Source organism: Stenotrophomonas maltophilia group sp. LNF247, assembly GCF_054083135.1.
In genome coordinates this window covers 1-14,027 of the sequence record NZ_JBSRQL010000035.1, presented here as the reverse complement: position 1 = coordinate 14,027, position 14,027 = coordinate 1, and the positions used below count along the sequence as shown (strand labels likewise).

Below are 14,027 nucleotides of genomic sequence, written 5' to 3'. Positions count from 1 at the left end.
CCGTTGATCAGTTATGGTCGACCGTTGGTCGGCACGCCCCTTTGTAGAGCCGAGCGTGCTCGACTGCTTCTCGTGAGTCGAGCATGGCTCGACTCTACAGAGGATCATCGAGCATGGCTCGACGCTACACACAGCGCCGCTACACAGCGCTCTGCAGTCCGCGATCGGCCTCGTGGCGCTCCAGCGCCAGTTCGATCAGGCGCGTGATCAGCGTGGTGTAGTCCACGCCGCTGGCGCCCCATAGCTTCGGGTACATGCTGATGCGGGTGAAGCCCGGCAGCGTGTTGACCTCGTTGATGACGATCCCGCCCGCTTCGGTAAGGAATACATCCACGCGCGCCATGCCCGCGCACTCCAGCGCCCGGTAGGCCTGAAGCGCGATCTGCTGGATACGCGCCTGCGTTGCGCCATCAATGTCTGCCGGCACCACCACGTCGGCGCCATCGTCGTTGATGTACTTGGTGTCGTAGGCGTAGAACTCGTCGTGTACCACTACCTCGCCGCACAGGCTGGCCTGCGGATGCGCATTGCCCAGCACCGCGCACTCGATCTCGCGGCCGACCACCGCCGATTCCACCAGCACCTTGTGGTCGTAGCGCAGCGCCAATGCCAGCGCCTCGGCGAAGCCCGCTGCATCTTTGACCTTGCTCACCCCCACTGACGAACCCTGGTTGGCCGGCTTCACGAACAACGGCAGGCCGAGCTGCGCGATCACCGCATCGACATCGACTGCCGCCGCCTGATGGCGACGGATGCACAGCCACGGTGCCACCTGCAGCCCGGCGTCGCGCAGCAGGCGCTTGGTCACGTCCTTGTCCATCGCCACCGCCGAACCCAGTACCGGTGAACCGACGAAGGGCAGGTTGGCCATGCGCAGCAGCCCCTGCAGCGCACCGTCCTCGCCCAGCGGCCCGTGCACGATCGGCAGCACCACATCGATCTGGCCGAGCGCGCTGGCCGCATCGCACGGCTGCAGCTGCGCCTGCTCGGCGCCCGGGCGCACCGCCAGCGACGTACCGGACCGATGCAGCGCGATGCGCGACGGATCATCGGCATTGATCAGGAAGGTATCGGGTTGGCTCAGATGCCACTGACCCTGCTTGTCGATACCGACCAGCACCGGCTCGAAGCGCTCGCGATCAAGTGCATCGAGGATGTTCTTCGCCGACTGCAGCGAAACTTCGTGCTCGGAAGACTTGCCTCCGAAAATGATGCCGACCCGGGTCCGTGCCATGGGGAATGCGATGTCCTGTGCGTTGCGTGACCCCATAGCATGAACCTTCATCGGCCCACCGCGTGAGGCACAGATGAACCAGAAATCCATCCACGCATGGCGTGGATCTACCGTGTCGACCAAGGTCGACACCCACCAACAGCAACACAGAACGCCGTCCCGACAGATCGCAGCAAGCTGTCGAAGGCGGGGTGGGTCCGGTTGCGGGGGCGTGAGCGCCATGGATGGCGCGACCGAGCTTATATGGACGTACTTGCAGCGTCTCCCGCAACCGGACCCACCCCGCCATCCCACGGATAGCCAGCTTTTGATGTTGATCTTGCCGGCCAGCGGCCGGCACTACCACGGGTGCCGGGCGGCAGCCCGGCCCAAGCCCCCCACCCACGCAGGTAGAATGCGCCCATGGCTCCTTCCCTGCTCAAGTCCCTCAAGCCGGTCGCTGGCCGCGCCCTGCAGATCGCCCTGAACCGCGCCCTGGCGCTGGATCCGGATACCCGCCATGCCCTGGCCAGCCTCGACGGCCGCCACATCGACCTGACCCTGGAAGCGCCGTCGCTGGCGATGCGCATCAGCGTCGACGGCGACCAGCTGCGGGTCGGTCCGGTGGACGCGCAGGAAGCCGACCTGGCCGTGCGCAGCAGCCTGGCCGGCGTGCTGGCGCAGCTGCCGCTGCTGGCCAACGCACGGCGCGGTGACAGCAACGGCAAGGGTCGCGTGCGTGTGGCCGGCGATGCCGAACTGGCGCGACGCCTGCAGCAGCTGGCCAAGGGCTTCGACCCGGACTGGCAGCAGCCCTTCGTCAGCGTATTCGGCGAGGTACTGGGCGTGCAGGTTGCCAACACCCTGCGCAACGGCCTGCAGCACGCGCGCCAGGGCGCGATCGATCTGGCCCACAGCGCCGCCGAGTTCATCACCGAGGAATCGCGCGATGTGGTGCCGCGTGCCGAGCTGGACGCCTTCCACGATGACGTGGACGTGCTGCGCGATGACGTCGAGCGTCTGGGTGCACGCGTGCAGCGCCTGCGGGGTGCCGCATGAAGGCCGTGCTGCGCGCCAGCCGCATCGGCCGGGTGATCCTGCGTTACCGCCTCGACGACCTGCTGCAGGGCACACCGGCCGAGCGCTGGTTGCGCCTGGCCAAGCCGTTCGTGCCGCGGGCCTCGGCCGACATCGCCGCACAGTCGCGCGGTGCACGCCTGCGCCTGGCGCTGCAGGACCTCGGCCCGATCTTCGTCAAGTTCGGCCAGATCCTGTCCACCCGCCGCGACCTGGTGCCACCGGACGTGGCCAATGAACTGACCCTGCTGCAGGACCGGGTCAAGCCGTTCGATGGCGAGACCGCGCGCCGCATCGTCGAGGACGCGCTCGGCCTGCCGGTCAGTGCGGCCTTCGCCAGCTTCGACACCGAACCGCTGGCCTCGGCCTCGATCGCGCAGGTGCACGCGGCGACGCTGGCCGATGGCCGCCAGGTGGTGGTCAAGGTACTTCGCCCGGGCATCGAGAAGCAGATCGACGCCGACATCGCCCTGCTCAATTCGCTGGCCGCGCTGGTCGAGCGCACCCATCCACGCGCCGACAAGATCCGTCCGCGCGAAGTGGTGGCCGAGGTCGAGAACACCCTGTCCGCCGAGCTGGACCTGCAGCGCGAAGGCGCCAATGCCAGCGTGCTGCGCCGCTTCTGGGAAAACAGCGACGACCTGTACGTGCCGGAAGTGATCTGGAGCCATACGGCCGAGCGCGCACTGACCCTGGAGCGCGTGTGGGGCATTCCGTCCGACGACATCGCCGCGCTGGACAAGGCCGGCATCGACCGCAAGGCGCTGGCCGCCAAGGGCGTGCGGGTGTTCTACACCCAGGTGTTCCGCGACAACTTCTTCCATGCCGATGCGCATGCCGGCAACATCTGGGTCGACACCGATCCGGCGCGTCGCGCCAACCCGCGCTTCATCGCGCTGGACTTCGGCATCATGGGCCAGCTCTCGCAGGAAGATCAGTACTACCTGGCCGAGAACTTCATGGCCATCTTCAACCGTGACTACCGCCGCATTGCCGAACTGCACGTGCAGGCGCGCTGGATGCCGGACCACGTACGCATCGACGATCTGGAAGCGGCGGTGCGATCGGTCTGCGAACCTTACTTCACCCGGCCGCTGTCGCAGATCTCGCTGGCCGAAGTGCTGATGAAGCTGTTCCGCGTGGCGCAGCGTTACCAGCTGACCCTGCAGCCCCAGCTGATCCTGCTGCAGAAGACCCTGCTGAACATCGAAGGCGTCGGCCGCCAGCTGGACCCGCAGATCGACATCTGGGCGGTGGCCAAGCCGGTGCTGGCGAAGATCCTGCGCGAGCGCTACAGCCCGCGCCGGGTGGTACGCGAGATCGGCAAGCGCCTGCCGGAAATCATGACCCATGCCCCGGACATGCCGCGCCTGGTACACGCCTGGCTGACCCAGCAGGTGGAAGGCCGCCATGAACTGTCGATGCGGTCGCGCGACCTGGCCGCTCTGGACGCCAGCGTGCAGCGCCTGCAGAAGCGCGCGGTGGGGGCGATCACTGGCGTGGGCCTGCTGGCCATTGCCGCGCTCATGTACGTGCTGCAGCCGCCGGGCTGGTACTGGGGCGACCTGCCAATGTGGAGCTGGTTGTCCGGTGCGCTGGGCGCAGTGGCGCTGGCGCGCGCGTGGTGGAAGTAGGTCCCATGCTGCAAGCGCTCAAGGACGAACTGGCACGCTTCGGCACCGACAACGACGCCCGCGAGAGCGCGCGTGGCCGCCGCATGCTCAACATCACGCCGGACACGGGTGAATTCCTGTCCGTGCTGGTCCGCTTCGGCGCCGCGCGCAGGGTGCTGGAGATCGGCACCTCCAACGGCTATTCGACGCTGTGGCTGGCCGAGGCTGCCGCCACCATCGACGGCCACGTGATCACGCTGGAATACGCACAGGACAAGGCGGCGATGGCGCGTGACACCTTCGCGCGCAGTGGCTTGGCCGATCGCATCACGCTGGTTCACGACGATGCAGGGCCGTGGCTGGCACAGGCCGTCGATGCCAGCATTGACCTGCTGTTCCTCGATTCGGACCGCGGGCAGTACGCCGGCTGGTGGCCGCAGCTGCGCCGCGTGCTGCGGCCGGGGGGCCTGCTGGTGGTGGACAACGCCACCTCGCATGCGCAGGAAATGGAACCGCTGCGCGTGCTGCTGGACGCTGATCCGGACTTCAGCGTCAGCCTGGTGCCGGTTGGCAACGGCGAGCTGCTGGCCGTACGCAGCGCCTGACTGCAGCGTTGCCCGCGCCTGATCCGGCAGGGCCGGCCGCGCCTGATCTGGTAGTGCCGGCCGCTGGCCGGCAACCCCAGCAGCCAGACGACCCTGAGGCAGCCGGCCAGCGGCCGGCTCTACCCCATTCAGTGCCCAGCCCCGATAATCCCGCGGTGAGCACCGAACCCGATACCCTCGCCGCGGTCGAGACCGACACCGCGCCCCTGCAGTTGCTGCACCTGGATGAGCGCCTGGCCGTGGTCAACAAGCCTGCCGGGCTGATGGTCCACGACAGCAAGCTGGCCCGTGGCGAAGACGACTTCCTGGCCGACCGCCTGCGCGAGCAGCTGGGGCGGCCGATCTTCCTCGTGCACCGCCTGGACCGGGCCACCAGTGGCTGCCTGCTGCTGGCCTTCGACCGCGAGACCGCCAGCGCGCTGGGCAAGGCGTTGATGGGCGGCGAAGTGTTGAAGGACTACCTGACGGTCTGCCGGGGATGGCCGGCGGAACTGTCCTGGCGGGTGGACCATGATCTGGATGGCGGCCCGGGCAAGCCGGTGAAGAAGCCGGCGATCACCGACTTCCAGCGCTTGGCGACGGGCGAGCTGTCGGTGCCGGTCGGTGAGTTCACCCGTTCGCGTTATGCACTGCTGCGCTGCCAGCCACAGACGGGGCGCTTCCGGCAGATCCGCCGGCACCTCAAGCACCTCTCGCACCACATGATTGGCGACACCAGCCATGGCGATGGCCGCCACAACCGCATCTTCCGCATGCAGGGCGTGCACCGCATGCTGCTGCACGCCGAGCGCCTGCGCTTCCCGCATCCGGAGGGCGGCGACGTGGATGTCAGGGCGCCGCTGGACCGTGAGTTCCAGAAGGCGCTGGACCTGTTTGGCTGGCAGGTGGACCTATAGACGGTAGTGCCGGCCGCTGGCCGGCACCTGCCTGATCCCAACCGTACGAGGTTGCCGGCCAGCGGCCGGCACTACCTCACTTTTTTTCCGGCTCGTTGACGATCGCCTCCAGATCCTTCTGCAGATCCGCGAACAGCGGCTGCATGCGCGCCTGGATGGCCACCATCACGTTCTGCATCAGCGCCGGGGTCTTGTCCAGCAGGCTCTGGCCGGCCGAACTCTCGTAGAACTCGGCCATCGCCAGCACGTCTTCCTTGCTGAACGTCTTCTTGTACAGGTCCACGTACATCGGCCGCAGCTGCTGCCAGGACAGGGCCTGGCGCAGGGTCTGGCTGGTCCGCGCCTGGATACGCTTCAGCTGTTCCTGCTGCTGGGCGTTGAGCTGGCGCTGTGCGGCCACCTGCTGGAACTGCTGCTGCTGCATCGCCTCGATCTGCGGCAGCATGGTGTCGATCATGCTCTGCGCCCGTGACGCGGACAGCAGGCGGTTGATGTCGCCATCGGTCGGTGGCGCGGCCAGGGCCGGAACGCTGACCACGGCCAGCGCCAGCAGCAGGGCGGCGCGGCGCAGCAGGGACGGCAGGGCGGGTGTGGTGCGGGTCATGCGGGCTTCCTGCGGTACATGGGACGGCCAGCATACCCGCAGCCAAGGCGAAGGCGGCGTGTTCGGTACCTGATCGGCGGCATACGGCGCGCGATGCCGCACTCCGGCACGTGGCTGCCGCTACAATGCGCGGATGGGCAGTGGACCGGTCACCATCAGCGCGCAGCTTGAAATCCCCGACGGCGAGATCGTCGAGCGGTTCGTGCGTGCCAGCGGTGCCGGTGGCCAGAACGTCAACAAGGTCTCCACCGCGGTGGAACTACGTTTCGACGTGGCCAACTCGCCTTCGTTGCCCGAACCGTTGCGCGCGCGCCTGCTGGCGCGGCGTGACCGGCGCATGACCGGCGAAGGCGTGCTGGTCATCGATGCGCAACGTTTCCGGACCCAGGATCGCAATCGCGAGGATGCGCGCGAGCGGCTGGCGGCCTTCATCCAGGCCGGGCTGAGCGTGCCCAAGCCGCGCAAGGCCACCAAGCCGACCCTCGGGTCGAAACTGCGTCGTCTGGACGCCAAACGCGGGCGCGCGCAGATCAAGCGCGGTCGCTCATCACGTGACTGGGAGTGATTGCTTGAACAACCCGACTTCGTTGCTGCCGGCCGTGCCGCCGCAGATGCCGCAGGTCAAACCCAACGCCTTCCTGCGCTGGCTGGCGCGCTGCACCCTGCGCATGGGCGGCTGGAAGGTGACCGGCACCCTGCCTGACATCCCCAGGCTGGTCTTCATCATCGCCCCGCATTCGTCCAACTGGGATGGGCTGTGGGGCATGGCGGCCAAGATCGCGCTGGGCATGAAGGTGAAGGTACTGGGCAAGGCGTCGCTGTTCTGGTGGCCGCTGGGCCCGCTGCTGCACAGGCTGGGCGTGATCCCGCTCGATCGCAGCTCGCCGCAGGGCACCGTCGGACAGGCCGTGGACCTGCTGCGCGACAACGAGAAGATGTGGTTCGCCATCACCCCCGAGGGCACCCGCAAGGCGGTGAAGGACTGGAAGGCCGGCTTCCTGAAGATCGCCCGGATGGCTGACGTGCCGATCCTTGCCGCGTACTTCCACTACCCGGAAAAGACCATCGGTATCGGCCCGCTGTTCACGCCCAGTGGTGATGACGCTGCCGACATGGCCGCGATCCGCGAGTTCTACCGGCCCTGGATCGGCAAGACCCGCGGTACGGTCTGAGCCTGCCGCAGGCCGCTGCATAGACGCCACGTCCGGCACATGCCGGGCGAGCGCGACAGGAGTAGGGTGGAGGGCTGGTATCCCGTACCGTCTGCCCAAGGAGTGTTTTACATGTCGCGTACCGTAGTCCTGGCCGCCGCCATCAGCCTGGCGTTGGCGGCCTGTTCCGGCAAGGAGTCCACCCCCGTGTCCGATGCCCAGAAGACCCCGGCCCAGCAGCCGGCCGAAGCCTCCACCAACCCTCTGCTGAGTGCGAGCACGCTGCCGTTCCAGGCGCCGCCGTTCGACAAGATCAAGGACAGCGACTACCTGCCGGCGTTCGAAGAGGGGATGCGCCAGCACCTGGCCGACGTGCGCAAGATCGCCGACAGCAGCGAGCCGGCCACCTTCGACAACACCATCGTGGCGATGGAGCGCAGCGGCGAGACGCTGAACCGCGTCTCGCGCATCTTCTTCGGCCTGGTCCAGGCCGATACCAACGATGCACGACAGAAGATCCAGGAAGAAGTGGCGCCAAAGCTGGCTGCGCACCAGGACGAGATCAATCTCGATCCGAAGCTGTTCGCTCGCGTGAAGTCGATCTATGACCAGCGCGACACGCTGGAATTGGATCCGGTGCAGAAGCGCCTGGTCGAGCACTACTACGACGGCCTGGTGCGCGCCGGTGCGCAGCTGTCCGACGCTGACAAGGCGACCCTGCGCAAGCTCAACGTGGAAGAGACCACCCTCTCCACCCAGTTCCATACCCGCCTGGTGGCCGCCACCGCCGCTGCGGCCGTCGTCGTCGACGACAAGGCCAAGCTGGCCGGCCTGGACGAGGATGCGATCAACAACGCCGCGGCCGCCGCCAAGGAACGCAAGCTGGACGGCAAGTTCCTGCTGCCGCTGCAGAACACCACCCAGCAGCCGGTGCTCGGCTCGCTGAGCGATCGCGACCAGCGCGCCGCCGTGCTGAAGGCCTCGGAGACCCGCGCCGAGCGCGGTGATGCCAACGACACCCGGCAGACCGTGCAGCGCCTGGCCCAGCTGCGTGCGCAGAAGGCCAAGCTGCTCGGCTTCGAGACCTTCGCCGACTACCAGCTGGGCGACCAGATGGCCAAGACCCCGGCTGCGGCACTCAAGCTGCTGACCGACACCGTGCCGGCCGCCACCGCCAAGGCGCGCGCCGAAGCCGGCGAGATCCAGAAGGTGATCGACGCGCAGAAGGGTGGTTTCCAGGTCGCCGCTTCGGACTGGGACTTCTACGCCGAGCAGGTGCGCAAGGCCAAGTACGATCTGGACGAATCGCAGATCAAGCCGTACTTCGAACTGGACAACGTGCTGCAGAACGGCGTCTTCTACGCCGCCACCCAGCTGTACGGCATCACCTTCAAGCCGCGTACCGACATTCCGACCTACAACCCGGACATGAAGGTGTACGAAGTGTTCGACAAGGACGGCACCTCGCTGGCGCTGTTCTACACCGACTACTTCAAGCGTGACAGCAAGTCCGGCGGCGCCTGGATGGACGTGTTCGTCGAACAGGACGGCCTGACCGGTGCCAAGCCGGTGGTCTACAACGTCTGCAACTTCACCAAGCCGGCCGCCGGCCAGCCTGCGCTGATCAGCTTCGACGACGTCACCACCATGTTCCATGAGTTCGGCCATGCGCTGCACGGCATGTTCTCGAACGTGAAGTACCCGTCGATTGCCGGCACCGCCACCTCGCGTGATTTCGTCGAGTTCCCGTCGCAGTTCAACGAGCACTGGGCGCTGGATCCGAAGGTGTTCGCCAACTACGCCAAGCACTACAAGACCGGCGAGGCGATGCCGCAGGAACTGGTCGACAAGATCCTCAAGGCGCGCAGCTTCAACCAGGGCTATGCGACCACCGAGTACCTGTCTGCCGCGCTGCTGGACCTGGCCTGGCACACCCAGAAGGCCGACGCGCCGCTGCAGGATGTCGGCGCCTTTGAAGCCAGCGCGCTGAAGAAGTTCAAGGTCGACCTGCCGCAGGTGCCGCCGCGCTACCGCACCACCTACTTCGACCACATCTGGGGTGGCGGTTACTCGGCCGGCTACTACGCCTACTTCTGGGCCGAAGTGCTCGACCATGACGCCTACCAGTGGTTCACCGAGCACGGTGGCCTGACGGCGGCCAACGGCCAGGAGTTCCGCGACAAGATCCTCTCGCGCGGCAACAGCGTGGAGCTGTCGACCCTGTACCGCGATTTCCGCGGCAAGGACCCGTCGGTGGAACCTTTGCTGAAGTTCCGCGGGCTGAAGTAAGAAATCGAAAACGGCGGGGGAAACCCCGCCGTTTTTCTTTGTGTAGAGCCGAGCCCATGCTCGGCTGGCTTTTTCTGGAGACGCAGCCGAGCATGGGCTCGGCTCTACACAAGCGGATCACGTCCCCACGTGCACCCGGTTGGCCTGCTCGGCCAACCCGAGGTGATCGAGCGCGATATCCAACGCCAGCACATAGCTCTGCGCGCCATAGCCGGCGGCGATGCCCAAGCGCTGGCCGACACCGGCCGGCAGGCAGGGCTCGGCCACCGCGCCGTCGTCGTGGACCTCCACGTAGGCATTGTGCAGGTAGGGCAGCAGGCGCTGCAGGCGCAGGCTGTTGGCGCACGCACCCGGGTCAAGCAGTGTCACTTCGCCACGGCTGTGATCGGCCACGCGCAGCGCATCCAGCAGTTCCTGCTCCGAACCGCAGGCACGGATCGCCACGCTGGTGCCGGCATCGATCGCGCGATGCACCAGCGACTTCAGGACCGGCGCCGGCAGTGGCATTGCCGTGCGGATCAAGGCGCCGGCGGCTTCCGGGCCGCGGATGATGAAGATCGACATGGCTCAGCCCTCCTGCGCCAGGCGACGGCCGACGATGGCCAGCGACAGCGGATAGCCGGCCTGCTGGCTGCGCTGGTCGACCACTACCGCGGCGGGGCCGTGCTGCAGGCGCAGCCGCGCATCCAGGCCGGGCTCGCTGGGCGACTGCAGCTCGATGTACTGCGCCGGCAGCCGTTCCAGCGCCGCCTGCAGTGCGCCACCCTCGGCCTGCCATTGCGCTTCGTCGGCCACGCCGACATCCAGCAGCACCCAGTCGGCCGAACGCGCCTGCGGCTGGCACAGGCACTGGCGCACTTCGGACAGGCTGGCGCAGTCGCTGCACAGCACGCGATGGCCGGCCAACTGTGCCGGCAGTTGGGGACGCGGTGCCGACGAAGAGGCGTGGCGGATCACCAGGAGGGTCATACAACACCTTGCGGAATGCGCCCTGCGGCGCGGTGGGCACACGATGCACGTGCTGGCCGTAAAGGTGCGATGCTCGTGGCCGGGTGCGCGCGTAAAACCTGCGTAACCCTTCCTGTAGAGCCGAGCCTGCGCTCGGCTGGCGTGCACCGACACTCGAAGAGCAGCCGAGCGCGGGCTCGGCTCTACAACAAGCCGGCGCGGGAACCTCTCCCGCCCGAGTGTGGTCTGATGCAGTGACCACCCACCCGGAGCCTGTCATGGATGCTGTTGCCCGTCCTCCCCTTCCCGAACGCGCGCTGCTCTGGCTGAAGAAGGAAGCATTGCCGCTGCTGGTGATGCTCGGCCTGCTCGCCGCCGCCCGCGATACCCTGGCCAACCACTACGTGGTGCCCAGTGGCTCGATGCAGCCAACCCTGCAGCCCGGCGACCGGGTAGTGGTGGACATGCGTGCCTATGGCCTGCGCCTGCCGTTCACCGGCAGGGAACTGATGTCCACCGGCGTTCCGCAGCGTGGTGAAGTGGCGGTGTTCGATTCACCGGCCGACGGCACCCGGCTGATCAAGCGCGTGGCGGCGGTGGCCGGTGACCATGTGCAGCTGCACGAAGGGCACCTGAGCATCAACGGCCAGCCGCTGCAGACCGCCGACCTGCAGGACGTGGAAGCCTTCGGCGAGCGCCGAGCCCGCCTCGATCTGGACATGGGCGGTGGCCCGGACATTGACGATCTGGTGGTGCCGGCCGGCAAGCTGCTGGTGCTGGGAGACCACCGTGGCAACAGCTTCGATGGCCGCTTCTTCGGCTTCGTCGATGCGGACAAGGTCTACGGCCGGGCGGTGGCTGTGTATTACCGCCGCGGTGACGGTTTCGAGTGGCAACGCCTGTAAGCTGAATTGATACTTCCTATATATCAATCCTGATCTATCAGGTTATGGATCGACTGGATCGACGGGCCTAGTCTGAGGCCCGTTCCCTCCCACGCCCGGCCGTCCCCACCGGCCCTTCGATTCCATGACTGGCGAAACTGCGGCGGCCGTTGAAGGCCGTCCCTCCACTCTCGATACCGGCACCGACACCCGCATCCAGCAGGGCACCCCGGCCTTCCGCCGCACCGCGTTGGCACTGTTCCTGGCCGGCTTCTCCACCTTCGGCCTGCTGTACACCGTGCAGCCGCTGCTGCCCGAGTTCAGCCGCCACTTCGGAGTGTCGGCCGCAGGCAGCGCGATGTCGTTGTCGCTGACCACCGGCACGCTGGCGGTGGCGATGCTGTTGGCCGGCCTGCTGTCCGATGCGGTCGGCCGTCGCCCGTTGATGATCGTTGCGCTGTTGGCGTCTGCCATGCTGTCGCTGAGCACGGCGCTGGTGGACGACTGGACCACGCTGCTGGTGCTGCGCACCCTGCTTGGCCTGGCGCTGAGCGGCGTGCCGGCAGTGGCGATGACCTACCTGGTCGAGGAAATGGACAGCCGCGCGCTGGGCCTGGCGATGGGCCTGTACATCGGCGGCAACGCCATCGGTGGCATGAGCGGGCGCCTGCTGGCCGGCATCATCGCCGATCACTGGGGCTGGCGCTGGGGCATCGGCGTGGTCTCGATCATCGCCATCGCCAGTACCGTGCTGCTGTGGCTGCAGCTGCCGCCGTCGCGCCATTTCCATCCCCGCCGCGATGGCCTGCGCGAGTTGCCGTCGCGCTGGCGCCTGTTGTTCGCCGACCCGGGCCTGCCGTGGCTGTTCGCCACCTCGTTCGTGCTGATGGGCGTGTTCGTCACCCTCTACAACTACCTGGGCTATCACCTGCTGGCGCCGCCGTACCACCTCAGCCAGACCGTGGTCGGGCTGATCTTCAGCGTGTACCTGGTGGGCACCTTCAGTTCGGCGTGGATGGGCCAGCAGGCTACGCGGTACGGGCGCGGCCGCATCCTGTCGATCTCGTTCGCGCTGATCGGCGCCGGCATCGCGCTGCTGGCGATGCCGTGGCTGAGCACGATGGCACTGGGCATCGCGCTGGTCACGTTCGGCTTCTTCGGTGGCCACTCGGTGGCCAGCAGCTGGGTCGGCAGCCGTGCCGGTACGATGCGCGCGGAAGCGTCGGCGCTGTACCTGTTCGCCTACTACCTGGGCTCCAGCGTGCTGGGCGGGGTCGGCGGCCTGGCCTACGCGGCCTGGGACTGGTGGGGCGTGTGTGCGTTCGCCGCGGTGTTGACCCTGATTGGTGGTGGCATCGTCTGGGCGCTGCAGCACCGCGCCCCGCAGCCGGTGACCGCGTGACCCAACGCACGGTAGTGCCGGCCGCTGGCCGGCAACCACGGTGTAGCGGCTTTGCCGAGGTAGAGTCGACTGTCAGTCGACTGCTCTTCCATCAGATCGCGAAAACCCGCGCTGCGCGCGATAGTCGACTAACAGTCGACTCTACCGGCGAACGCCCCGCGCAGCAGCCCGGCGAAGTTTCGGATCAGCGGCGTCACCCGTTCGCGATGCCACGCCAGCTGCACTTCCGAATGCGCGCCAGCATCGGCCAACGCCACGAAGCGCGATCCTTCCACCCGGATGTGATCGCACGACGACGGCAGGATCGCCGCACCCAGGCCCGCAGCGGCCAGGCTGATCAACGTCGATGCTTCACCGGCTTCCTGCACGATGCGCGGCGTGAAGCCCGCCGCCGCACACAACGCGATCATGTGGTCGTGGATGCCCGCGCCCGCGCTGCGCCGGAATGCCACGAACGGCTCCTGCGCGAAGTCGCGCAACGACACCGTGCCCTGCTTCGACAGCCTGCGCAGGGCAGGGTGGTCGGCATGCACGATCAGCGCCAGCGGATCGACGAACAGGCTGTGTGCCACCAGTTCCGGCGGCAACGCACGCTTGCGGATGATGCCCACGTCCAGTGAACCATCGAGCAGCGCGTCGATCTGCTGCAGCGTATTCATCTCGCTCAGCTGTAGCCGCACCTGCGGATACTGCTGGCGGTAATGCAGGATCGAACGCGGGATCTGTGGCGACAGCGGCGTGGCCCGGGTCAGGCCGATATGCAGTTCACCCTGCTCGCCGCGCTGCGCACGCTGCACCTCGTCCACCGCGGTTTCCACCTGCTGCACGATTGCGCGCGCGCGTTCCTGCAGCAGCTCCCCAGCAGGCGTCAGCTGCACGCGGCGATGGCTTCGCACGAACAGGCGCGCGCCGATCAGTTCCTCCAGCTGCCGGATCTGCTGGCTGAGCGGCGGCTGTGACATGCCCAGGCGCTCGGCCGCCTGGCCGAAGTGCAGCGTATCGGCAACAGCGAGGAAGTAGCGCAGGTGGCGCAGTTCGATGGACATGGGGCCAGTTTATTCATCGTCAGCCGGAAATGAATCAGAGATGGGATCCGATCCCGTGCCGACCAACGGTCGGCACCCACCAACAGCAGCTGGCACCAACAGCAGCGACCAACTGTCGAAGGCGGGGTGGGTCCGGTTGCGGGGGTGTGAGCGGCATGGATGCCGCGACCAAGCCCCCAGGGTGAAGTGACCCCCGAGACTTGGACAGGGGTCAGGCGGCCGATTGGGCCTGTTGGGCCTGCTCCCGGTACTGTACCGGGAGCAGGCCCTTCAATTTCAATTTGATGCGCTCCTGGTTT

General features: G+C 67.2%; 15 protein-coding genes. 9 read left to right on the top strand and 6 right to left on the bottom strand.

The features are described 5' to 3' along the window. Positions 1-139: 139 nt before the first annotated feature. The gene (ddlA, locus tag ACTXG9_RS19370) at positions 140-1,234 is read right to left on the bottom strand and encodes a D-alanine--D-alanine ligase (protein WP_031269342.1); all 1,095 of its coding nucleotides are present in this window, start codon (positions 1,232-1,234) and stop codon (positions 140-142) included. A gap of 402 nt (positions 1,235-1,636) precedes the next feature. On the opposite strand from ddlA, the gene ACTXG9_RS19365 reads away from it, so the two are divergent. The 4 genes from ACTXG9_RS19365 to ACTXG9_RS19350 all read left to right on the top strand — a co-directional run bounded on the left by ACTXG9_RS19365 (position 1,637) and on the right by ACTXG9_RS19350 (position 5,404). Continuing rightward, entirely contained in the window at positions 1,637-2,272 is a 636-nt protein-coding gene (locus ACTXG9_RS19365; protein ID WP_021203737.1) for a ubiquinone biosynthesis accessory factor UbiJ, read from the top strand. Further along, positions 2,269-3,924 carry a ubiquinone biosynthesis regulatory protein kinase UbiB gene (ubiB, locus tag ACTXG9_RS19360; RefSeq protein WP_021203738.1) on the top strand — a complete coding sequence of 552 codons (1,656 nt, stop codon included), beginning with the start codon at positions 2,269-2,271 and terminating at the stop codon, positions 3,922-3,924. Before ACTXG9_RS19365 ends, ubiB begins: the two co-directional genes overlap by 4 nt. A gap of 5 nt (positions 3,925-3,929) precedes the next feature. Beyond that, positions 3,930-4,508: an O-methyltransferase gene (locus ACTXG9_RS19355; RefSeq protein ID WP_206621536.1), complete on the top strand. Its 579-nt coding sequence runs from the start codon at positions 3,930-3,932 to the stop codon at positions 4,506-4,508. 155 nt (positions 4,509-4,663) lie between these two features. After that, a complete protein-coding gene (locus ACTXG9_RS19350; protein WP_021203740.1) occupies positions 4,664-5,404 on the top strand; it encodes a pseudouridine synthase in 741 nt (246 codons plus the stop codon). A 76-nt stretch (positions 5,405-5,480) separates the two neighbouring features. Here ACTXG9_RS19350 and ACTXG9_RS19345 read toward each other — a convergent pair whose 3' ends face one another. After that, complete coding sequence (locus tag ACTXG9_RS19345; protein WP_134735273.1) at positions 5,481-6,008, bottom strand: DUF2059 domain-containing protein; 528 nt, start codon at positions 6,006-6,008, stop codon at positions 5,481-5,483. Between the two features lie 133 nt (positions 6,009-6,141). Between ACTXG9_RS19345 and arfB the strand changes: the two genes are divergently transcribed. The 3 genes from arfB (at position 6,142) to dcp (ending at position 9,448) form a co-directional block, all read left to right on the top strand. Continuing rightward, positions 6,142-6,573, top strand: a complete 432-nt coding sequence (gene arfB, locus ACTXG9_RS19340; RefSeq protein WP_005420755.1) for an alternative ribosome rescue aminoacyl-tRNA hydrolase ArfB — start codon at positions 6,142-6,144, stop codon at positions 6,571-6,573. Positions 6,574-6,577: 4 nt separating this feature from the next. Continuing rightward, positions 6,578-7,180, top strand: a complete 603-nt coding sequence (locus ACTXG9_RS19335; protein ID WP_188250459.1) for a lysophospholipid acyltransferase family protein — start codon at positions 6,578-6,580, stop codon at positions 7,178-7,180. A 111-nt stretch (positions 7,181-7,291) separates the two neighbouring features. After that, positions 7,292-9,448, top strand: coding sequence for a peptidyl-dipeptidase Dcp (gene dcp, locus ACTXG9_RS19330; protein ID WP_019661886.1), 2,157 nt, complete (start codon positions 7,292-7,294; stop codon positions 9,446-9,448). Positions 9,449-9,565: 117 nt separating this feature from the next. On the opposite strand, the gene ACTXG9_RS19325 is transcribed toward dcp, so the two are convergent. Together ACTXG9_RS19325 and ACTXG9_RS19320 are read right to left on the bottom strand one after the other, a co-directional pair. After that, positions 9,566-10,012, bottom strand: coding sequence for a 3-dehydroquinate dehydratase (locus ACTXG9_RS19325; RefSeq protein ID WP_004153636.1), 447 nt, complete (start codon positions 10,010-10,012; stop codon positions 9,566-9,568). 3 nt (positions 10,013-10,015) lie between these two features. Then, positions 10,016-10,417 carry a hypothetical protein gene (locus ACTXG9_RS19320; RefSeq protein WP_021203742.1) on the bottom strand — a complete coding sequence of 134 codons (402 nt, stop codon included), beginning with the start codon at positions 10,415-10,417 and terminating at the stop codon, positions 10,016-10,018. 257 nt (positions 10,418-10,674) lie between these two features. On the opposite strand from ACTXG9_RS19320, the gene lepB reads away from it, so the two are divergent. Together lepB and ACTXG9_RS19310 are read left to right on the top strand one after the other, a co-directional pair. After that, on the top strand, positions 10,675-11,301 hold the full coding sequence (lepB, locus tag ACTXG9_RS19315) for a signal peptidase I (RefSeq protein WP_021203743.1): 627 nt from the start codon (positions 10,675-10,677) through the stop codon (positions 11,299-11,301). Between the two features lie 124 nt (positions 11,302-11,425). Continuing rightward, the gene (locus ACTXG9_RS19310; protein WP_188250590.1) at positions 11,426-12,682 is read left to right on the top strand and encodes an MFS transporter; all 1,257 of its coding nucleotides are present in this window, start codon (positions 11,426-11,428) and stop codon (positions 12,680-12,682) included. A gap of 128 nt (positions 12,683-12,810) precedes the next feature. Here ACTXG9_RS19310 and ACTXG9_RS19305 read toward each other — a convergent pair whose 3' ends face one another. Further along, positions 12,811-13,728 (bottom strand): LysR family transcriptional regulator, encoded by a 918-nt coding sequence (locus ACTXG9_RS19305; RefSeq protein WP_019661882.1) that lies wholly within the window; start codon positions 13,726-13,728, stop codon positions 12,811-12,813. Between the two features lie 211 nt (positions 13,729-13,939). Further along, on the bottom strand, positions 13,940-14,027 hold an 88-nt coding region (locus ACTXG9_RS19300; RefSeq protein ID WP_457654818.1), incomplete at its 5' end, for an IS3 family transposase.

Coding starts and splice junctions, on each gene's coding strand:
- ACTXG9_RS19320 (WP_021203742.1), bottom strand. CDS start 10,417: ATGACCCTCCTGGTGATCCGCCACGCCTCTTCGTCGGCACCGCGTCCC.
- ddlA (WP_031269342.1), bottom strand. CDS start 1,234: ATGGCACGGACCCGGGTCGGCATCATTTTCGGAGGCAAGTCTTCCGAG.
- lepB (WP_021203743.1), top strand. CDS start 10,675: ATGGATGCTGTTGCCCGTCCTCCCCTTCCCGAACGCGCGCTGCTCTGG.
- ACTXG9_RS19365 (WP_021203737.1), top strand. CDS start 1,637: ATGGCTCCTTCCCTGCTCAAGTCCCTCAAGCCGGTCGCTGGCCGCGCC.
- ACTXG9_RS19325 (WP_004153636.1), bottom strand. CDS start 10,012: ATGTCGATCTTCATCATCCGCGGCCCGGAAGCCGCCGGCGCCTTGATC.
- arfB (WP_005420755.1), top strand. CDS start 6,142: ATGGGCAGTGGACCGGTCACCATCAGCGCGCAGCTTGAAATCCCCGAC.
- dcp (WP_019661886.1), top strand. CDS start 7,292: ATGTCGCGTACCGTAGTCCTGGCCGCCGCCATCAGCCTGGCGTTGGCG.
- ACTXG9_RS19305 (WP_019661882.1), bottom strand. CDS start 13,728: ATGTCCATCGAACTGCGCCACCTGCGCTACTTCCTCGCTGTTGCCGAT.
- ubiB (WP_021203738.1), top strand. CDS start 2,269: ATGAAGGCCGTGCTGCGCGCCAGCCGCATCGGCCGGGTGATCCTGCGT.
- ACTXG9_RS19345 (WP_134735273.1), bottom strand. CDS start 6,008: ATGACCCGCACCACACCCGCCCTGCCGTCCCTGCTGCGCCGCGCCGCC.
- ACTXG9_RS19355 (WP_206621536.1), top strand. CDS start 3,930: ATGCTGCAAGCGCTCAAGGACGAACTGGCACGCTTCGGCACCGACAAC.
- ACTXG9_RS19310 (WP_188250590.1), top strand. CDS start 11,426: ATGACTGGCGAAACTGCGGCGGCCGTTGAAGGCCGTCCCTCCACTCTC.